The organism is Serratia sp. CY38905 (assembly GCF_052168875.1).
GTDB lineage: Bacteria > Pseudomonadota > Gammaproteobacteria > Enterobacterales > Enterobacteriaceae > Serratia > Serratia sarumanii.
The window spans coordinates 38,241-59,015 of the sequence record NZ_JBJNLV010000007.1 but is presented as its reverse complement, the minus strand read 5'-3'; the positions used below and the strand labels follow the sequence as shown (position 1 = coordinate 59,015).

Below are 20,775 nucleotides of genomic sequence, written 5' to 3'. Positions count from 1 at the left end.
TTTAACGTATGCGGGAAAGAATATGGACCATGATGTATCGCACGCTCTGCGTGAATTCACTCAACGCTATGTCGAGTTGTGGCAGCAAGAGCGCGGCCACGCGCCGGCCAGCCAGGCGCTGTACGGCGTGCCGTCGCCCTGCATCGTGGAGAACCGCGAGGACGAAGTGTTGTGGTTGCCACAGCCTTTCGAACCGGCGGCGACGTTGGAAAAGGTAGAAGCCGCGCTGGAGCTGCGTTTGCAGCCGGACGCGCACCGTTTCTACACGCAGCAATACGCCGGCGACATGAGCGCGCAGTTCGGCGAGCATCGTCTGAGCCTGCTGCAGGTCTGGAGCGAAGAGGATTTTATCCGCCTGCAGGAGAACCTGATCGGCCATCTGGTGACGCAAAAGCGCCTCAAGCTGCCGCCAACGCTGTTCCTGGCGACCACCGAATCCGAGATGACGATGGTGTCGTTGTGCAACGTCAGCGGCAACGTGGTGCTGGAACAGTTCGGCAGCGATAAGCGTACCCTGCTGGCGGCGACGCTGGGGAATTTCCTCGATGCGCTGCGCCCGGTGCTGGACTGAATGGCGACGGATTCGCCGTCACCCGTGTGCGAGATCTCTCACACGGGCTGTGAGAGATCGCTCTTAATTTTTCCCGCCTTTCTCCAGGCGATGAGATTATTGTTATCCAGATCAATTGGTTAGAATTTCTTTAGGATAACTCTTAGGCTTAATTTAGTGTGAGACACCTCCCAAACCCTTGTGATTCCGGGGAATTTAAGCGATCTTATCGTTACCGGAACGGAACCGGCGGAGCAGGAAAGCATCAGGATGATGCAGCTTCAGGAAGAAGAAAGGGATGCGCTCAGGCAAGAGCGAAGGATGGCGTCAGGAGATGCCCAGGATGTTTCAGGATAGAAACCAGGGACACCTCCAGGACGGAGATTGAGAGCCGGCACAGGACTGTCGGCGGGTCAGGAAGGCTGAGGAACCGCGTCAGGACGATGCTGCAGGATGATGCAAGGACCACTTGGTCAGGATGGCCGCAGGAAAAGTTTTCAAGGATTGAGCAGGGAGCACGCTGTGTAGCGGGATGGCTATAAAACGAACCGGGGGCACTGTTAACGCAGTGCCCCCAACTTTTTGTTCCATTCCGCCGCGCGTGCGGCTCTGCCTTAATCCCTCTTCAGCGTTAACCAATCGCGCCCAGCGTATCGCCTGCGCCCTGTTTTTTCGGCAGCAGGAACAGCGTGGCGTAGATATCTAGCAGGTAAATCGCCGCCAGCAGGCTGATGGCCGCGGTAAACGACACCTGCGTCACCAGCGCACCGATTACCAATGGCCCCAGGCCGCCGACGCCGCGCCCGAGATTGAACAGGATGTTCTGCGCGGTGGCGCGCGCCTGCACCGGGTAGGTATCGGAAATTAACGCGCCGTAGCCGCCTATCATGCCGTTGACGAACATGCCCATCACGGCGCCGGCGAACAGCATCAGCGTCGGGTCGCTCAACTGGGCGTAACCGATCACCATCACCACGGCGCCGACCTGATACAGCACGAAGATCTTCCAGCGGGGAAAGCGGTCGGCCAGCACGCCAAACAGCCAGATGCCGAACGTCATGCCGACCACCGTCACCGCCGTCCACAGGCCTGACTTGGTGAGCGAGAAGCCGAAGTTTTTCGCCAGGTAAGTCGGCATCCAGATCATCAGGCCGTAGTAGCCGAAGTTCTGTACCGAACAGAGAATGAAGATGCCGATGCTGGCCTTGCTGGTGGTGCGATCCTTAAACAGCAGGCGCAAACGCTGCAGGAAGGAGAGCGATTGCCCAGCGTCTTTCTGCCGTACGAATTCCTCCGGTTCGCCCAGAGTGCGGCGGATCAGGAATGACGCCAGCGCCGGCAGCAGGCCGACCAAAAACATGCCGCGCCAGCCGATGTGTTCCAGCAGCAGCGGCGTCAGGAAGGCGGCCGCCAGCACGCCCAACTGCCAGCCCATGCCGACGTAAGCCGAAGCGCGGTTGCGCTTCTCCGCCGGCCAGGCTTCGGCGATCAGCGCCATGCCGATGCCGAATTCGCCGCCCAGCCCGATGCCCGCCAGGGTGCGATAGGCCAGCAGATCCCAATATCCTTGCGCCACGGCGCACAGGCCGGTGAACAGGGAAAACATCAGGATGGTGATCGTGAGCACCCGGATTCGGCCGAAGCGATCGCTGAGGTGGCCGAAGATCACGCCGCCCAGCACCGCGCCGATCAGCGTCCAGGTGACCAGCGAACCGGCGGCCGATGAGGTTAATCCTAATTCGCTGCTGATGGCCGGCAGCATAAAGCCGAGGATCAGCAGGTCAAACCCGTCCATGGCGTAACCGGTGACCGAAGCCAGCATGGCCTTACCGGGCGTCGCGTGGTTTTTTTTCTCTGTTATTACGGACATGAATCTTTATCTGTGTGGTGAATTCGGTGGGCCTATTGTGCCGCGCGGCGGCGGACGCCACCAGATAAAAACGGCGGGCTGTCTCAGACGCGCCGAATTTGGGCTATAAAAATGCTATGCTTTGCCGCCTTTCAGCCAGCGCGCTGAATACCATGATGAAAAGAGATCGGGAATGCAGATGAGTATACATAACCAGGTGCGCCGCAGTTTGCAGGCGATTGAACAATCCATGCGCGATCTGGCGCTGTGGCAGGCCGCGCCGCCTGATCATGAGGCCTTCTCCAGCACCGAGCCGTTCTGCATCGACAGCATGTCGGCCGAAGCCTGGCTGCAGTGGGTGTTCTTGCCGCGCATGTATGCGTTGCTGGACGCCGAAGCGCCGCTGCCGACGCGCTTCGCCATTACGCCTTATTTCGAAGAGGCGTTGAAAGATCGTGAACCGAGCAGCCTGCCGCTGCTGGTGCTGCTGCAACAGCTGGATTTGATGTTGAATAAAGCGCCGTAATTCGCCGGCGGTGCGCAGATTTTTGCCGCCCGGCAGTGTAGAGTACTCGCGCGGATGCCGGGCAGGAGAGCCGAAGGCGTCTTTCGGCTCGGTTGAACCGCGGCGGTTGACCGGGGGCTGCATTAGGATGATGAGGTGCTGCAATAATGGATTTATTAAGGTTTATCCTGCGTTTGCCTTTTACCCTGGTTAAGGGCGTTTGCCGCCTGCTGGGCGGGATTTTGTCGCTGTTGGGGCGGTTGCTGAGACCGCTGGTCGGCAACCTCAGCTGGCGTGTGCCGGCCTGGTGGGCTGCGCTGCCGCGCGGTTTTTTGCGGCTCGAAAGCGGCGTGGATAAACACCCGAAAGCGATTGGTCTAGGCCTGCTGCTGTTGGCTGGCGCCGCAGGCGGCGCGTTTTACGGCTGGCACTGGTGGCAAAACCGGCCCCAGCCCATCGAACCGGCGCCGATGGCGGTTCAGGAGATCAGCGCCGAGTTGGCCAACCCCGAGCCGATAGACTACGCCGCCGCCCGGCAGGCGCCGCAAACGGTGAGCCTGACCTTCAGCGGCTCGGCCGCGGCAATAAGCGCGGTGGGTAAAACCGTGAGCGCCGGCATCATCCTCAAACCGGCTGCGGAAGGGCAGTGGGCGTGGCGCAATGAGTCGACGCTGGTGTTCACGCCGAAAAAACCGCTGCCGATGGGCGCGAAATATGACGTAACCCTCGAGCCCGCCACCTTGCTGGCGCCGCAGGTCAAGCTCGCCAAAACCCGCTATGCCTTCACCGTGCCCGCGTTCGATTACCGCCTGGGGCAGGCCGAGTATTACCGCGATCCGCAAGATGCGCAGAAACGCAGCGCGATTTTCAATTTGCAGTTCAATGCGCCGGTCGACGTCGCCAGCTTTGAAAAACAGATTTCGCTGGGATTGAAGGAGGGCAGCGCTTCCTCCGAGAAAAAGCTGAACTTCTCCCTGGTCTATGACGAGAAAAAACTGAACGCCTGGGTGCATTCCGAGCCGCTGCAGGCGCTGGATCAGGGCGGCGCAGTGCATCTGACCGTCGGCAAGGGCGTTAAATCGACGGCGGCCGGCAATGCGGTCGAAGAGGCGAAAAGCAACTGGGTCAAAGTACCGACGCTGTACAGCCTGGCGCTGAGCGACGCCAGCGCCCAGGTGGTGGATACCGACGGCGGCCAAGGGCAGCGTGCGCTGGTGGTCGGCTTCAGCGATGCGGTGAAGGATAAAGAGCTGGCGCGGGCCACCAAAGCCTGGCTGCTGCCGCAGCACGATCCGAGCGATGCCGAGACCGCCAACGATGCTGAAGATTTCTATCAATGGACGGTCGACAGCGTCGGCAAAAACGTGCTGGCGCAGGCGACGCCACTGCCATTGACGCTTAACGAGGCGGAAGAGGCCTACCAGCCGCAGTTCAGCTTCCGTTTCGAAGCCCCGGCGCACCGCTTCGTGCTGATCGAGATAGACAACCAGCTGGTCTCCGTCGGCGGTTACAAAATGCCGAAGAAGGTTTACCGGGTGGTCGAAGTGCCGGAGTTCCCGAAATCGCTGCAGTTCATGTCCGCAGGCTCGCTGCTGTCGGTCAACGGCGACAAACAGATCAGCGTGGCGGCGCGCAACGTGGCGGGCCTGCGGCTGGACATCAAGCGGGTGATCCCGAGCCAGCTGCAGCACATCGTCTCCTTCAAAAGCCGGGAATACTCGTCCACGGAATTCAACCGGCTCAACGACGAGTATTTCACCGAGCATTTCAAATACCAGACGGCGCTCAACAACGAGCGGCCGGGGGAAGTGAACTATCAGGGCATCGATCTTTCCCGCTATCTCTCCACCAACGCCAGTTCCCATCGCGGAGTATTCCTGCTGACGCTGTCCGAATGGCAGCCGAACCGGAAACCGGCGGCGGAAGAGGCGGGCGCCGAGCCAGAACAGGAACCGGACGAGAATACCGGGGAAGATCAGCCCGACGTCGGCGATTCGCGCTTTGTGGTGGTGACCGATCTGGGCATCGTCGCCAAGAGCTCGCAGGATAAGACGCGCGACGTCTTTGTGCAGTCGATTCAAAGCGGCGCGCCGGTCAGCGGCGCCAACGTGTCGGTGGTGGCCAAAAATGGCGTGACGCTGCTCAGCCAAATCACCGGAGCCGACGGCCACGTGCGTTTCCCGGCGCTCGACGTGTACACCAACGAGCGCCAGCCGGTGATGTTCCTGGTGGAAAAGGAGGGGGATGTCTCCTTCCTGCCGACCGGCAGCTATAACGATCGCGGGCTGGACTTCTCGCGCTTCGACGTCGCCGGTGAACAAACGCCGACCGATCCGCGCACGCTCAGCAGTTACCTGTTCTCCGATCGCGGCGTTTATCGGCCGGGGGATACCTTTAACATCGGCCTGATCACCCGCGCCGCCGACTGGGGCGTTGGCCTGGCCGGCGTGCCGGTGCGCGCCGAAATCCGCGATCCGCGCGACAAGCTGATGACCACCGTGCCGCTGACGCTGGGCGCCAGCGGTTTCAATGAGCTGAGCTATACCACCGATGAAAACTCGCCTACCGGCGAGTGGAACGTCTATCTGTATCTGATCGGCAAAAACAACGATACCTCCACGCTGCTCGGCCATACCGCGGTCAATGTGAAGGAGTTCGAACCGGATCAGCTGAAAGTGAAGCTGGCGCTGACGCCGAACCGCCAGCAAGGCTGGGTCAAACCGTCCGAGCTGAAGGCCAGCATCGATGTGCAGAACCTGTTCGGCACCCCGGCGCAGGATCGCCGCGTGAGCACCAGGCTGACGCTGCGGCCGATGTATCCGAGCTTCGATCGCTTCCCGGATTATGCGTTCTATGAAAATCGGCAAAACAGCGACGGGTTCGAAACCGAGCTGGAAGATCGCACCACCGATGAGCACGGCGCGGCCGATATCCCGCTCGATCTGAAATCCTACGCCGACGCCACTTATCAGCTGCAGCTGCTGTCGGAGGCGTTCGTCGCCGGCGGCGGGCGCTCGGTGGCGGCGACCGCCCGCACGCTGGTTTCGCCTTACGATTACCTGATCGGGGTGAAGGCGGACGGCGATCTGGGCTACATCAACCGCGACGCGGAGCGGCATCTGAACGTGATCGCCATCGATCCGGACCTGAAACAGATCGCCCTGCCGAACCTGAAGCAGGTATTGATCGAGCAGAAATACATTTCGGTGCTGACCAAACAGGATTCGGGCGTTTACAAATACCAGTCGAAGATGAAGGAAGTGCAGCTGTCGGAACAGCCGCTGGCGCTGAGCGGGCAGGGCGCGGATCTGCGGCTGGCGACCGATAAGCCGGGCGACTTCGTGCTGGTGATTGAAGATGCGCAGGGCAAGACGCTCAACCGCGTCGCCTACAGCGTGGCCGGCAACGCCAACCTGAGCCGTTCGCTGGATCGCAACGCCGAACTGAAGCTGAAACTGAACCAGGCGGAATACCAGCCGGGCGAAGAGATCGAGGTGGCGATCAACGCGCCTTATACCGGCAGCGGCTTGATCACCATCGAGAAGGACAGGGTTTACGCCTGGCAGTGGTTCCACACCGACACCACCAGCTCGGTGCAGAAGATCCGCGTGCCGGCCGGCATGGAGGGCAACGGCTACATCAACGTGCAGTTCGTGCGCGACATCAACTCCAGCGAAATCTTCATGAGCCCGCTGAGCTATGGCGTGATGCCGTTCAAGATCAGCACCAAGGCGCGGCAAAACAGCCTCGAGGTGACGGCGCCGGAGGTCATCAAGCCGGGTGAAAACCTGACGATGACGGTCAAGACCGACGCGCCGCAGCAGGTGGCGCTGTTCGCCGTCGATGAGGGCATTCTGCAGGTGGCGCGCTACCGCCTGAAGGATCCGCTGGAGTTCTTCTTCAGCAAGCGCGAACTGAACGTGAGCAGCTCGCAGATCCTCGATCTGATCCTGCCGGAGTTCAGCAAGCTGATGGCGCTGACCGCGGCGCCGGGCGGCGATGCGGGCGAGGGGCTGGATCTCAACCTCAACCCGTTCAAGCGCAAGCGCGACAAGCCGGTGGCCTATTGGTCCGGCATTACCGAGGTCAGCGGCGAGAAGCAGTTCGTCTACCCGGTGCCGGACTACTTCAACGGCAAGATCCGCGTGATGGCGATTTCGGTGACCCCGGAGAAAATCGGCAAGGCGCAAACCGCCGCCACGGTGCGCGACAATTTCATCATGACGCCGAACGTGCCGGCGATGGTGGCGCCGGGTGACGAGTTCGACGTCAGCGTGGGCGTCAGCAACAACCTCGAAGGGCTGAACGGCCAGTCGGTGGCCATCAACGTTCTGTTGACGCCGCCGCCGCAGTTGGAGGTGGTGGGCAGCGCGACGCAAAGCCTGACGCTGGCGGAAAAACGCGAAGGCGTGATCGCTTTCCGCCTGCGCGCCAAATCCGCGTTGGGCGATGCGCCGCTGGTGTTCGACGCCCGTTACGGCGATCAGGCCAGCCGCCGCACCGTCAGCACCTCGGTGCGGCCGGCGGCGCCGTACCGCACCCAGTCGGTGATGGGGCGTATGAGCGGCAGCAGCCAGAACGTCGATGGCCTGCGCCAGATGTTCGACGCTTTCGCGCAGCGCCGGGCGGCGGTGTCGAATTCGCCGCTGGTGCTGACCAGCGGGCTGGCACAATACCTGGCGGATTACCCGTATTACTGTTCCGAGCAGATCGTCAGCCGCTCCATTCCGCTGATGCTGCAGAGCCGCCACCCAGAGATGAAAAGCAGCCTGAGCCAGGCGGAAGTCAGCAAGCAGCTGCGCAACCTGCTTGGCGTGCTGCGCGCGCGCCAGAACGACAGCGGGGCGATCGGCGCCTGGCGTTCGTCGCCGGATGCCGATCCTTTCGTCACGCCTTACGTAGTGCAATATCTGCTCAAAGCCAAAGCGGCGGGCTACGCCCTGCCGGAAGGCATGCTGGACGAGGCCAACGGCGCGTTGCGCGAGCTGGCGGCCAGCGGATTCGACGATCTGTATCTGCTGCGCCTGCGCAGCTGGGCGGTTTACCTGCTGACGCTGCAGGGCGAAGTGACCACCAACTCGCTGGCGGCGGTGCAGGATACGCTGCAAAAACGCTATGGCGAAGGGTGGAAAACCGATCTGAGCGCGCTGTATCTGGCTTCTTCCTACCGCCTGTTGAAGATGGACGACGAAGCCGCCGCGTTGCTGCAACCGAGCTGGCAGCAACTGAGCAAGGCGTATGACAGCGCCTGGTGGACGCAGAATTATTTCGATCCGCTGGTGCAGGATGCGACGCGGCTGTATCTGATTACCCGTCACTTCCCGGAGAAGGTGGCGTCGATCCCGCCGCAGGTGCTGGAGAATATGGTCAAGGCGCTGAAAGAAGAGCGTTACACCACCTACTCTTCCGCGATGAGCATTCTGGCACTGGAAAGCTATTCGGCCCAGGTGGCGGCGCAATCCGCCAACGCGGATGCCTTGGGCATTGTGCAGGTAGGCAAAAGCGGCGGTGAGCCGCAGCGTATCAGTGAGCTGCAGGGGTTGTTCGTGCAGGGGCAGTTCAACGCCGATGCTACCGCGGTGCGCTTCACCAACGGCGGCAATGCGCCGGCCTGGTATGTGGTGACGCAGGCCGGTTACGATCTGAATGCGCCGCAAAAAGCGCTGTCGCGTGGGATTGAGATCGTTCGCGATTACACCGACGAACAGGGCAAACCGGTGACGCAGGTGACGTTGGGGCAGAAGATCAACGTCCATCTGAAGGTGCGCGCCAACTCGAAAGAGGGGCAAAGCAACCTGGCGATCGTCGATCTGCTCCCGGGCGGGTTCGAAGTGGTGCAGCAGACGCCGCCGGAACCGGCCGACGCCGGTGAGGAGAGCGAAGACCGCGGCGGTTGGCAGTCGCCGCTGGCCGCTACCGGCTCCACCTGGGCGCCGGATTACAGCGATATCCGTGAAGATCGGGTGATTATCTACGGCAGCGCCGGCACCGAGGTGCAGGAGTTCGTCTATCAGATCAAGGCCACCAATACCGGCAGCTTTATTGTTCCACCGGCCTACGGCGAAGCCATGTATGACCGAGAAGTACAGGCCATGTCGGCCGGCGGCGGCAAGCTGGTGGTGGTGCCGGCGGGCAACGACTAGGCCGGATCCGTCGCCAGGCCAGCGTCTGGCGCCGGGGCGGTGATAACGTATGAAGATCCTGACCGGGCGCGTGCTGCAAAACGGCTTGATGGCGGCGTTTTTACTGGCGCTGCTGCTCACCGCGATTCGGCTGTGGCCGCATCCGCCCCTGTGGCAGGGGCTGCCGCAGTCTTCCGTCTATTACGACAGGCAGGGCGCGCTGCTGCGCATCACCCTGGCCAACGACGACCGCTACCGGCTGTGGACGCCGCTGGAGCAGGTGTCGCCGTTGGCGGTGCGCGGGCTGCTGCTGCACGAAGACCGCTGGTTCTACTACAACCCCGGTTTTAACCCCGTCAGCCTGATGCGCGGCTTCTGGCGCAGCTATGTCGCCGGCGGCAAAATGCAGGGCGGATCGACCATCAGCATGCAACTGGCGCGCATGCGCTGGCATCTCAACACCCGCACGCCGGGCGGCAAGCTGCTACAGGTGCTGCGTGCGGTGCAGCTGGAACTGAGCTACTCCAAGCGCGATATCCTGGAAGCCTACCTGAATTACGCCCCTTACGGCCGCAACATCGAAAGCATCGGCGCCGCCAGCCTGATCTATTTCGCCAAGTCGCCGAAGGATTTGACCCTGCCGGAGGCGCTGACGCTGGCGGTGCTGCCGCAGTCGCCCAGCTACCGTCTGGAGCCGAAAACCGGCGTGCTCGGCGCCGCGTTGACCCAGGCGCGCAACCGTCTGTTCCAGCGCTGGCAGCGGGTTTACCCCACCGACGCCAGCCAGCAAACGCTGTTCCGCCTGCCGCTGGCGCTGCGCCAGCCCGAACAAGTGCCCTATATCGCGCCGCACTTTATCGAACAGCTGCGCCAGCAGACGCAGCAACTGGTGCAGCGCGATACCCGCGTCGACACCACGCTGGACGCCGGGTTGCAGCGGCTGGTTGAGCGGCAGGTCAATGCCTTTATCGCCCGCAACCGCAGCCGCGGCATCCAAAACGCCGCGGTGCTGCTGGTGGACAGCCGCGATATGGGGGTGCGCGCGCTGGTGGGATCGGCGGATTATTACAATCGGCCGATCCAGGGGCAGGTGAACGGCACCAACGCCAAGCGCTCGCCGGGTTCGACGCTCAAACCGTTCATCTACGCGCTGGGCATGGAGCAGGGCGTGCTGCATCCGATGACCATCCTGAAGGACGTGCCTTCGTCGTTCGGCGCCTATGCGCCGGAAAATTTCGACCGGCGCTTTCTCGGCCCGGTGACCGCCACCGACGCGCTGAATTTCAGCCGCAACATCCCGGCGGTGTATGTTGCCTCGCAGCTGCGCCAGCCGACCTTTTATCAGTTTTTGCGCCTGACCGGCGTCGCCAATATGGCCAACGAAAGCCACTACGGGCTGTCGCTGGTGCTGGGCGGCGGCGAGGTGACGGCGCAGGAATTGGCGAAGCTGTATGCGCTGCTGGCGAACCGCGGCGAGCTGCGGCCGCTTCGTATGCAGCTGAAAGAGGCCGAATCGACGCCGGTGCGGCTGCTGAGCGAGGAGGCCAGTTTCATCACGCTGGATATGCTGCGTCAGCACCGGCGGCCGGGCGATACGCTGGCGCAGCGTTCTTCTTCGCTGCCGGTGTACTGGAAGACCGGCACTTCCTGGGGCTTTCGCGACGCCTGGAGCGTCGGGATTTTCGGCCCTTACGTGCTGGTGGTGTGGGAAGGCAACTTCGACGGGCGCGGCAACAATGCGTTGGTCGGCGCCGAGGCGGCCGCGCCGCTGTTCTTCAACATCATCGACAGCGTCAATGCCAGCTACCCTGGCCTGCGGGAACCGAAGCACCCGTTCCCCCAACGGCTGCGGCGGGTGGATATTTGCCTCGCCAGCGGCGATCTGCCGACGCCGTGGTGCCAGCAGAAGGGCAAGACCTGGTTCATTCCCGGCAAGTCGCCGATCAAGGTCGACAGCGTCTATCGGCCGGTGGTGCTGGATATTCACAGCGGCGAGGTCGTTTGCCCGCCGTATGACGCGGCGCAGACCCGCACCGAAATCTTTGAGTTCTGGCCTTCCGATCTGGCCAACGTGTTCGCCCAGGCCGGGCTGCCGAAACGGACGCCGCCGGTCAACCGCTGCAAGGACAACGGCATCGCCGTCGGCGGCAACGCGCCGCGCATCACTTCGCCGCTGAAAAACACCACCTATACCCTGCGCCAGTCGCAGCAGGGGCGAGATAAAATCGCCTTCAACGCGGTGACGGACGCCGACAGCAAGACGGTGTACTGGTTCGTCGATGATATCTATCTCGGCAGCAGCGCCAGCAAAAAGCCGATCGATTGGCGGCCGATCGACAACGGGCGCTACCGCATTCGGGCGGTGGACGATCGCGGCCGTGCCGATACGCGGCTGGTGACCATCGAATGGGTGAACTAGCGCTGAGCCGCACGCCTGTTATACTCGCGCCCGAAACGGCTATTTACCTGGGAAAGCGATGTGATTGAGATTTTGTATCAGGATGAACACCTGGTGGCGGTGAACAAGCCGTCGGGCTGGTTGGTGCACCGCAGTTGGCTGGATCGTCATGAGACCCGCTTTATGATGCAGACGGTGCGCGATCAGCTCGAGCAGCACGTCTTTACCGTGCACCGTCTCGATCGCCCGACTTCCGGCGTGCTGCTGATGGCGCTCTCCAGCGAGGTGGCGCGTCTGCTGTCGCAGCAGTTCGAGCAGCATCAGGTGCAGAAAACCTACCATGCGGTGGTGCGCGGCTACGTGCAGGAAGGGGCGACCCTCGACTATCCGCTGACGGCGGAGCTGGACAAAATCGCCGATAAACATGCCGATGCCGATAAAGGGCCGCAGCCGGCGGTGACGCACTACCGGCCGCTGGCGCAGGTAGAGATGCCGGTGGCCGTCGGCCGCTACGACAGCGCGCGCTACAGCCTGGTGGAGCTGCAGCCGGAAACCGGCCGCAAGCACCAGCTGCGGCGCCACATGGCGCATCTTCGCCATCCGATCATCGGCGACAGCAAGCATGGCGATCTGCGGCAGAACCGCGGCATGGCGCAGCATTTCGGCTGCCCGCGTCTGATGCTGCACGCCAGCCATCTGCAGCTGACGCACCCGGTGACCGGTGAGCCGCTGCGGGTGACGGCGCGCTGGGACGAAGACTGGCAAGGGGTGATGGCGCAGTTCGGCTGGGCGGGAGTATTCCCTGAACTTGCCGGGGTTGAGTTTAGCGCGGCTAACGGTCAGGATAGCTGACAATTTTTAAAGGTAATGAAGGGAGTAGGAGCCATGGCTCAGGTTGGTATCTTCGTGGGAACGGTCTACGGCAATTCGCTGCTGGTGGCGGAAGAGGCGCAAAACATCCTCAGCGAACAGGGCCATGAGGTCAAACTGTTCGAAGAGGGCACGCTGGAGGCCTGGCAGTATTATCGTCAGCACTACGCGCTGGTGATTACCTCCACCACCGGGCAGGGCGATCTGCCGGACAGCATCGCGCCGCTGTTCCACGCCATTCGCGATCAGGTCGGCTACCAGCCGGAGCTGCGCTATGGGCTGATCGCCCTCGGCGACAGCAGCTATGACAACTTCTGCGGCGCCGGGCGCGCGTTTGACGCGCTGCTGCAGGAGCAGGGCGCTACCCGCGTTGGCGAAGTGCTGGAGATCGATGCGATGGAACAGCCGGAGCCGGAAGTGGCCGCCTGCCCGTGGGTCGAGCAGTGGGGCACGCTGCTGCAATCGTAAAGTAAAAAGGCGCCGCGAAAGGGCGCCTTGGCGATGATGCGGGTCAACCGATCCGCATTACTTGCCGCGGGTGAGTTTTTCCAGATCGGCTTCGATCTCGGCAATCTTGTGCGACACCACGCCTTCGAGATGGCGCAGGTCGTCGAGGATTTTACGCTTCAGATCCACTTCCACCTGATCGCGTTGGCACAGCTGATCCAGTTCGTCGATCACGTAACGCAGGTTCGGGTTGATCTCGTGAATTTCCTTGTAGCCCTGGCCGGCGTTGTCCGCCACCACGGTTTTACGCTGGCGCGGGTACTTGAACTTCACGCTTTTAGCGAAGAACTCGCCCTTGTCCTTGCGGAAATAGATCTTGAGGATGTCGTTGTTGGCCTCTTGACGCAGGCTATAGCGATCGACGTCTTCCGGTTGATTGATGCCCAAACTCTTCAAGTTATCGTACATACTGCGCCCTCTTTAGATGTGATCGTTATATTCCACGACTGCGATTATGGCGGAAAGCGAGGTCTGCGACTGTGACTGCCAGCGAAACGCAGACAAAAAAATAGCGGGTGAATCACCCGCTATTTCAATTTAGTCGATAGTGCGCAATAACTCATTAATGCCGACTTTACCGCGCGTTTTGGCGTCGACTTTCTTGACGATCACCGCGCAGTACAGGCTGTAGGAACCGTCTTTCGACGGCAGGTTGCCGGAAACCACCACCGAACCCGCCGGCACGCGGCCGTAATGGATTTCGCCGGTCTCGCGGTCATAAATGCGGGTGCTCTGGCCGAGGTATACGCCCATCGAAATCACCGAGCCTTCTTCCACGATCACGCCTTCCACCACTTCGGAGCGCGCGCCGATGAAGCAGTTGTCTTCGATGATGGTCGGGTTGGCCTGCAGCGGCTCCAGCACGCCGCCGATGCCGACGCCGCCGGACAGGTGAACGTTTTTGCCGATCTGAGCGCAAGAGCCGACGGTGGCCCAGGTGTCGACCATGGTGCCTTCGTCGACGTAGGCGCCGATGTTAACGTAAGACGGCATCAGCACGGTGTTGCGCGCGATGAACGCGCCCTGGCGCACGGTGGCCGGCGGCACGACGCGGAAACCTTCCTTCTGGAAGCGCGCTTCATCGTAGTCGGCGAACTTCATCGGCACCTTGTCGTAGTAGCGGGTTTCCGCGCCGTCCATCACCTTGTTGTCGTTGATGCGGAAAGAGAGCAGCACGGCTTTCTTCAGCCACTGATGGGTGACCCATTGACCGTCGATCTTCTCGGCGACGCGCAGGGCGCCGCTGTCCAGCAGGCCGATCACCTGGTTTACCGCTTCGCGCGTTACGGTGTCTACGTTCGCCGGGGTGATGTCCGCACGGCGCTCGAAGGCGCTTTCAATAACGTTCTGTAATTGCTGCATGCTGTTCTCTTTCCTGATGTTGTCGGTAAAAAGTTACTTGTATCACATTTTATCGTTTGGGGTGAGGGCCTCTGTCAACCGTTGCTCCAACTTTCTGCGCGTTTCCTGGTCGAGCGCGCGCCGCTCGCCGTCGGCCAGGATAAACAAGTCCTCGACCCGCTCGCCGATGGTGGAAATGCGCGCGCCGTGCAGCGACAGCCCCAGGTCTGCGAACACTTCGCCCACCCGCGCCAGCAGGCCGGGCTGGTCGAGTGCGGTCAGCTCTAGGTAGCTGCGGCGATCGGTATGGGTCGGCAGGAAAGTGACCTCGGTCGGCACGCTGAAGTGACGCAGCTTGGAAGAGGGCCGGCGCACGCGCGGCGGCTGATACTCCCGCTGGGTGATGGCCTGCAGCAGCGCCTGACGGATCGCCGCGTGGCGATCCTGCGCCAGCGGGCTGCCGTCCGGCTCCAGCACGATAAAGGTGTCCATTGCCATACCGTCGCGATTGGTGAAGATCTGCGCGTCGTGCACGCTCAGATTGCGGCGATCCATCTCCCCGGCGACGGCGGCGAACAGATAAGGGCGGTCCGGGCTCCAGATGAAGATCTCGGTGCCGCCGCGCGTCGCCTGGCGGCTGACCAGCACCAGCGGCTGGGTGGAATCGTGGGCCAGCAGGTGGCGGGCGTGCCAGGCCAGCTGATTCGGCGAGTGGCGCAGGAAATAGTCGGCGCGGCAGCGGCTCCAGATGCGGTGCAGCGCCTCTTCGTCGATGTTGTCCATGCGCAGCAGCGCCAGCGCCTGCAGGCGGTGATGGCGCACGCGTTCGCGCAGATCCGGGCTGTTTTGCATGCCGCGGCGCAGCTGCTTCTCGGTGGCGAAATACAGCTCGCGCAGCAGGCTCTGTTTCCAGCTGTTCCACAGGGTTTCGTTGGTGGCGCAGATGTCGGCCACCGTCAGGCATACCAGGTAACGCAGGCGGGTTTCGCTCTGCACTTCGCTGCTGAACTGCTGGATCACCGTCGGATCCTGGATATCGCGGCGCTGCGCGGTGACCGACATCAGCAGGTGGCAGCGCACCAGCCAGGCCACCAGCTGGGTTTCACGCGAGTTGAGGCCGTGAAGTTCGGCGAACTCTACCACGTCTTCCGCGCCGAGGATCGAGTGGTCGCCGCCGCGCCCTTTGGCGATATCGTGGAACAACGCCGCCAGCAGCAGCAGTTCCGGGTGCGGCAGGCGCGGATACAGCTCCACGCACAGCGGATGGCGCGGCCGAGTCTGGTCGTCGGCGAAACTCTCCAGCTTCTGCAGCACGCGGATGGTGTGTTCATCGACGGTATAGGCGTGGAACAGGTCGAACTGCATCTGCCCGACGATCTTTCCCCACTGCGGCATATAGGCCCACAGCACGCTGTGACGGTGCATCGGCACCAGCGCGCGCGACACCGCTCCGGGATGGCGCAGGATGGCCATAAACAGATCGCGCGCTTCCGGAATGGTGCACAGCGGCTGCTTCAGGTGGCGGCGCGCGTGACGCAGTTGGCGCACGGTGGTGGAATAAATGCCCTTGATCTCGCGGTTGCGCACCATCAGGTAGAACATGCGCATGATGGCCTGCGGCTCGCGGATAAACAGCGTTTCGTCGCGCAGGTCGATCAGATCGCCGCGCAGCTGGAAATCGTCGTTCAGCGGGCGCGGCTTCTCGGTGGCGTCCAGCGCCAGAATGGCCTCGTCGAACAGCTGCAGCAGCATGTGGTTCAGTTCGCTGACGCGCCGCGTCATGCGGTAGAAGTCTTTCATCATGCGCTCGACCGGCTCGTTGCCTTCGCCTTCATAGCGCAGCAGCTGCGCCACGCTGAGCTGGCGATCGAACAACAGGCGGTTGTCGTAACGCGGCAGCACCAGGTGCAGCGCGAAGCGGATGCGCCACAGGAAGCTCTGGCACTCGTTCAGCTCGTTGCGCTCGGCCTGGGTGAGGAAACCGAAGCCGACCATTTCGTCCAGCGAAGTGGCGCCGAAGTGGCGCCGCGCCACCCACAGCAGCGTGTGAATATCGCGCAGGCCGCCGGGGCTGCTTTTGATATCCGGCTCCAGGTTATAGCTGGTGCCGTGGTAGCGCTGATGGCGCTCCTGCTGCTCGTTGATCTTGGCGTGGAAAAACTGCGGCGAAGGCCAGAAGCCGTCGCTGAAGATATGTTTTTGCATCTGCAGGAACAGCGCGACGTCGCCGCAGATCATACGCGATTCGATCAGGTTGGTGGCCACGGTCAGATCCGCCAACCCTTCCAGCAGGCACTCTTCCAGAGTGCGCACGCTATGGCCCACTTCCAGCTTGAGATCCCACAGCAGGGTGATGAATTCGCCGACCCGCTGCGACTGCTGTTCCGTCAGCCGGCGCTGGCTGAGTACCAGCACGTCGATGTCCGACAGCGGGTGCAGTTCGCCGCGGCCGTAGCCGCCGACCGCCACCAGCGCCGTTTCCGGGATATCTTCGAAGCCGTAGAACGTCCACAGCCGGCGCAGCAGGCGATCGATAAAGTCGCTGCGCGCCGCCACCAGGCTTTCGGCGCTGGAGCCGGCGTCGAACGCCGCCGCCAGCCACAGCTGGAACTGCTCCAGCCGCTGTTTCAGCATCGGGCAGGTGAGCTCTTCGTCGCCGTAGGTGCTGGGGGAGGCTGGCGGCATCGGCACGGCCGGGGCCGCCTGTTGAAGGAGATTGTCAGACATAGTGCGCAGCCCATAAAAAAGGCCGGCAAAAGCCGGCCTGGTGATATTCTGCACGCGGCGTGCGCCGCGGTGCTTACATCTCGTGCGTAATGATGTTGGGGATGGTGTCATCCTTGCGCAACGTCATTATCTCGCAGCCGTTATCAGTGACCACAATAGTATGCTCATACTGCGCCGACAAGCTGCGATCTTTGGTTTTTACCGTCCAGCCGTCTTTCATGGTGCGGATGCGGTAGTCGCCGGCGTTGACCATCGGTTCGATGGTGAAGGCCATGCCCGCCTGCAGCACCACGCCGCCATCGTCGGCATCATAGTGCAGCACCTGCGGCTCTTCGTGGAACACTTCGCCGATGCCGTGGCCGCAGTACTCGCGCACCACGGAGAATTTCTCGGCCTCGACGAATTGCTGGATAGCCTTGCCCAGGGTGCGCAGGCGGATGCCCGGCTTGACCATCTTCAGCGCCAGATACAGGCTTTCCTGAGTGACGCGGCACAAGCGCTCGCCCAGAATGGTTGGTTTGCCGACGATGAACATCTTCGAGGTGTCGCCGTGGAAGCCATCTTTAATCACGGTCACGTCGATATTGACGATGTCGCCGTCTTTCAGCGTTTTGTCGTCGCTCGGGATGCCGTGGCACACCACTTCGTTCACCGAGATGCACACGGATTTCGGGAAGCCGTGATAGCCGAGGCAGGCGGAAATAGCCTGCTGCTCGTTGGTGATGTACTCGTGACAGATACGGTCCAGCTCGCCGGTGGTCACGCCAGGTTTGACGTGCGGCTCGATGATTTCCAGCACTTCGGCGGCCAGGCGGCCGGCCACGCGCATTTTTTGGATGTCATCAGGTGTTTTAATTGAGATTGCCATGAAATTCGTCCGCAGGTGTCGTTATCGTCGACAATAAGAAGCAGTGACTTATGGTATCAGCCCGGCCGGGGGCTGCCAAATTTCATTTCCCGATGCCCGGCGCAAAGCAACAAAAGTTGGTGTCGGCGGCGGGTTTATGGTATAAAGCGCGCCGGCGATCCGCGACTTGGTTCTTGTGACCTGGCAGGAATTGGCCGAAAATACTTTAACTGCACTCATTTTGTGTAAATAACACACACGTATCGGCACATCCGCCGGGGTGCCCTGAGGTGACTTGTCGCCGCCAGGGTCGGCGTTATGGGATACGTGGAGGCATAACCCCAATTAATCTATAGAGGTTTAATCATGGCAACTGTTTCCATGCGCGACATGCTCAAGGCTGGTGTTCACTTCGGTCACCAGACCCGTTACTGGAACCCGAAAATGAAGCCTTTCATCTTCGGCGCTCGTAACAAGGTTCACATCATCAACCTGGAGCAGACCGTACCAATGTTCAACGCCGCTCTGGCTGAACTGAGCAAGATCTCTTCCCGTAAAGGCAAGATCCTGTTCGTAGGTACCAAGCGCGCAGCAAGCGAAGCGGTAAAAGACGCTGCTAACAGCTGTGACCAGTTCTTCGTGAACCACCGCTGGTTGGGTGGCATGCTGACTAACTGGAAAACCGTTCGTCAGTCCATCAAGCGTTTGAAAGATCTGGAAATCCAGTCTCAAGACGGCACCCTGGACAAGCTGACCAAGAAAGAAGCGCTGATGCGCACTCGTGAACTGGCCAAGCTGGAAAACTCCCTGGGCGGTATCAAAGATATGGGCGGTCTGCCAGACGCACTGTTCGTTATCGATGCCGATCACGAGCACATCGCGATCAAAGAAGCCAACAACCTGGGTATCCCGGTATTCTCTATCGTTGATACCAACTCCAACCCAGACGGCGTTGACTTCATCATCCCTGGTAACGACGACGCAATCCGTGCAGTAAACCTGTACCTGACTGCTGTTGCTGCCGCTGTGCGTGAAGGTCGTTCTCAAGATCTGGCCGTTCAGGCGGAAGAAGGCTTCGTAGAAGCTGAATAATAAGGCAAGCTCGTCACTGAGCCCTTATTAACCAGGTATTGACATATGTTGGTTAGGGGGGCCTGTTAAGGCCCCCTTTGCTTATCTGAATGAGAACTGTCTCCACGCGAGATAACCGAGGAAAAATAAATGGCTGATATTACCGCTGCCCTGGTAAAAGAACTGCGCGAGCGTACCGGCGCTGGCATGATGGATTGCAAGAAGGCGCTGGTTGAATCCAACGGCGACATCGAACTGGCAATCGAAAACATGCGTAAGTCCGGTGCGATCAAAGCCGCTAAAAAAGCAGGCAACGTAGCTGCTGACGGCGTGATCAAAACCAAGATCGAAGGCAACTACGGCATCATTCTGGAAGTTAACTGCCAGACTGACTTCGTAGCGAAAGACGCCGGCTTCCAGGCGTTCGCCGACAAAGTGCTGGATGCGGCCATGGCCGGCAAAATCACTGACGTTGACGTGCTGAAAGCACAGTTCGAAGAAGAGCGCGTAGCGCTGGTGGCAAAAATCGGCGAAAACATCAACATTCGTCGCGTTGCTTCCCTGGAAGGCGAAGTGCTGGGCAGCTACCTGCACGGCGCGCGTATCGGCGTTCTGGTTGCGGCTAAAGGCGCTGACGAAGAGCTGGTTAAGCAAATCGCAATGCACATTGCGGCAAGCAAGCCAGAGTTCGTGAAGCCGGAAGACGTGTCTGCTGAAGTGGTAGAAAAAGAGTACCAGGTTCAGCTGGACATCGCCATGCAGTCCGGCAAGCCGAAAGAAATCGCAGAGAAAATGGTTGAAGGCCGCATGAAGAAATTCACCGGCGAAGTTTCTCTGACCGGTCAGCCTTTCGTTATGGATCCGAGCAAATCCGTTGCTCAGGTGCTGAAAGAGCACAACGCTGACGTGACCAACTTCATTCGCTTCGAAGTGGGCGAAGGCATCGAGAAAGTCGAGACCGACTTCGCTGCTGAAGTTGCCGCGATGAGCAAACAGTCTTAATGACTGTCGATGGAACCGCCGTCTGGCGGTTCCATACTATCCAGCCAGAATTACACCGGTGGCAGGCCCTGCAGCGTGATGCTCACCTCAGGCGCGTTTCATCGGCTGAAATCCCCAATACTAATACTGCTTCTTAGGACAGAACACCATGGCAACCAATGCAAAACCCGTATATCAGCGTATTCTGCTTAAACTGAGTGGCGAAGCCCTGCAAGGTGCAGAAGGTTTTGGTATCGACGCCAGCGTTTTGGATCGCATGGCTCAGGAAGTGAAAGAGCTGGTCGAACTGGGAATTCAGGTCGGTGTAGTTATTGGCGGCGGGAACCTGTTCCGCGGCGCGGGCCTGGCGCAAGCCGGCATGAACCGCGTAGTGGGCGACCACATGGGAATGCTGGCTACCGTGATGAACGGCCTGGCTATGCGTGATGCACTGCACCGTGCCTATGTGAACGCCCGCCTGATGTCGGCGATCCCGCTGAACGGCGTGTGTGACAATTACAGCTGGGCAGAGGCGATCAGCCTGCTGCGCAACAACCGCGTGGTGATCTTCTCCGCCGGTACCGGCAACCCGTTCTTCACCACCGATTCCGCCGCTTGCCTGCGCGGCATCGAGATCGAAGCGGACGTGGTGCTGAAAGCCACCAAAGTGGATGGCGTATACTCCGCCGATCCGGTGAAAAACCCGGATGCGACGCTGTATGAACAATTAACCTATCAGGACGTGCTGGAGCGCGAGCTGAAAGTGATGGATCTGGCGGCGTTTACGCTGGCCCGCGATCACGGTCTGCCGATCCGCGTGTTCAACATGAACAAGCCTGGCGCGCTGCGCCGCGTGGTGATGGGTGAGAACGAAGGTACGCTGATCAGCAAATAAGGCTGTTCACACCCCTTTTTCGGTGCGCGTGACGCCATGCGCCGCGCGCTCTCCGAGTACGATTACGGGCTATACTTGAGTATCGCCTGCCAAGTAACCAGCTTCCAAGGGT

14 protein-coding genes are annotated in these 20,775 nt (G+C 61.0%); 9 read left to right on the top strand and 5 right to left on the bottom strand.

From position 1 onward, the window contains the following. Window positions 1-22: 22 nt before the first annotated feature. On the top strand, window positions 23-571 hold the full coding sequence (gene syd / locus ACJ8MK_RS15985) for a SecY-interacting protein (RefSeq protein WP_033649801.1): 549 nt from the start codon (window positions 23-25) through the stop codon (window positions 569-571). A 610-nt stretch (window positions 572-1,181) separates the two neighbouring features. On the opposite strand, the gene ACJ8MK_RS15980 is transcribed toward syd, so the two are convergent. After that, window positions 1,182-2,420: an MFS transporter gene (locus tag ACJ8MK_RS15980; protein ID WP_041036491.1), complete on the bottom strand. Its 1,239-nt coding sequence runs from the start codon at window positions 2,418-2,420 to the stop codon at window positions 1,182-1,184. Between the two features lie 178 nt (window positions 2,421-2,598). On the opposite strand from ACJ8MK_RS15980, the gene ACJ8MK_RS15975 reads away from it, so the two are divergent. The 5 genes from ACJ8MK_RS15975 (at window position 2,599) to ACJ8MK_RS15955 (ending at window position 12,762) form a co-directional block, all read left to right on the top strand. Then, window positions 2,599-2,925, top strand: a complete 327-nt coding sequence (locus ACJ8MK_RS15975) for a YqcC family protein (RefSeq protein ID WP_033654135.1) — start codon at window positions 2,599-2,601, stop codon at window positions 2,923-2,925. A 146-nt stretch (window positions 2,926-3,071) separates the two neighbouring features. Beyond that, window positions 3,072-9,047 (top strand): alpha-2-macroglobulin family protein, encoded by a 5,976-nt coding sequence (locus ACJ8MK_RS15970; RefSeq protein ID WP_442517885.1) that lies wholly within the window; start codon window positions 3,072-3,074, stop codon window positions 9,045-9,047. A 49-nt stretch (window positions 9,048-9,096) separates the two neighbouring features. Further along, window positions 9,097-11,445 carry a penicillin-binding protein 1C gene (gene pbpC / locus ACJ8MK_RS15965; RefSeq protein WP_442517884.1) on the top strand — a complete coding sequence of 783 codons (2,349 nt, stop codon included), beginning with the start codon at window positions 9,097-9,099 and terminating at the stop codon, window positions 11,443-11,445. 60 nt (window positions 11,446-11,505) lie between these two features. After that, the gene (gene truC / locus ACJ8MK_RS15960; protein ID WP_442517883.1) at window positions 11,506-12,276 is read left to right on the top strand and encodes a tRNA pseudouridine(65) synthase TruC; all 771 of its coding nucleotides are present in this window, start codon (window positions 11,506-11,508) and stop codon (window positions 12,274-12,276) included. Between the two features lie 33 nt (window positions 12,277-12,309). Next, window positions 12,310-12,762, top strand: coding sequence for a flavodoxin (locus tag ACJ8MK_RS15955; protein WP_016929894.1), 453 nt, complete (start codon window positions 12,310-12,312; stop codon window positions 12,760-12,762). A 57-nt stretch (window positions 12,763-12,819) separates the two neighbouring features. Here the strand turns inward: ACJ8MK_RS15955 and ACJ8MK_RS15950 are convergent, their stop codons facing one another. The 4 genes from ACJ8MK_RS15950 to map form a co-directional block, all read right to left on the bottom strand. After that, window positions 12,820-13,209: a DUF3461 family protein gene (locus tag ACJ8MK_RS15950; protein ID WP_004931929.1), complete on the bottom strand. Its 390-nt coding sequence runs from the start codon at window positions 13,207-13,209 to the stop codon at window positions 12,820-12,822. Between the two features lie 129 nt (window positions 13,210-13,338). Further along, a complete protein-coding gene (gene dapD, locus ACJ8MK_RS15945) occupies window positions 13,339-14,163 on the bottom strand; it encodes a 2,3,4,5-tetrahydropyridine-2,6-dicarboxylate N-succinyltransferase (protein WP_004931932.1) in 825 nt (274 codons plus the stop codon). A 42-nt stretch (window positions 14,164-14,205) separates the two neighbouring features. After that, the gene (glnD, locus tag ACJ8MK_RS15940; RefSeq protein ID WP_033649826.1) at window positions 14,206-16,869 is read right to left on the bottom strand and encodes a bifunctional uridylyltransferase/uridylyl-removing protein GlnD; all 2,664 of its coding nucleotides are present in this window, start codon (window positions 16,867-16,869) and stop codon (window positions 14,206-14,208) included. Window positions 16,870-16,942: 73 nt separating this feature from the next. Then, window positions 16,943-17,737 carry a type I methionyl aminopeptidase gene (gene map, locus ACJ8MK_RS15935; protein ID WP_004931936.1) on the bottom strand — a complete coding sequence of 265 codons (795 nt, stop codon included), beginning with the start codon at window positions 17,735-17,737 and terminating at the stop codon, window positions 16,943-16,945. Window positions 17,738-18,082: 345 nt separating this feature from the next. Between map and rpsB the strand changes: the two genes are divergently transcribed. From rpsB to pyrH, 3 genes are all read left to right on the top strand, one after another. Continuing rightward, on the top strand, window positions 18,083-18,808 hold the full coding sequence (rpsB, locus tag ACJ8MK_RS15930) for a 30S ribosomal protein S2 (protein WP_016929891.1): 726 nt from the start codon (window positions 18,083-18,085) through the stop codon (window positions 18,806-18,808). Between the two features lie 129 nt (window positions 18,809-18,937). After that, window positions 18,938-19,789 (top strand): translation elongation factor Ts, encoded by an 852-nt coding sequence (tsf, locus tag ACJ8MK_RS15925; protein ID WP_033635739.1) that lies wholly within the window; start codon window positions 18,938-18,940, stop codon window positions 19,787-19,789. A 148-nt stretch (window positions 19,790-19,937) separates the two neighbouring features. Next, complete coding sequence (gene pyrH / locus ACJ8MK_RS15920) at window positions 19,938-20,663, top strand: UMP kinase (RefSeq protein WP_004931940.1); 726 nt, start codon at window positions 19,938-19,940, stop codon at window positions 20,661-20,663. Window positions 20,664-20,775 lie beyond the last annotated feature (112 nt).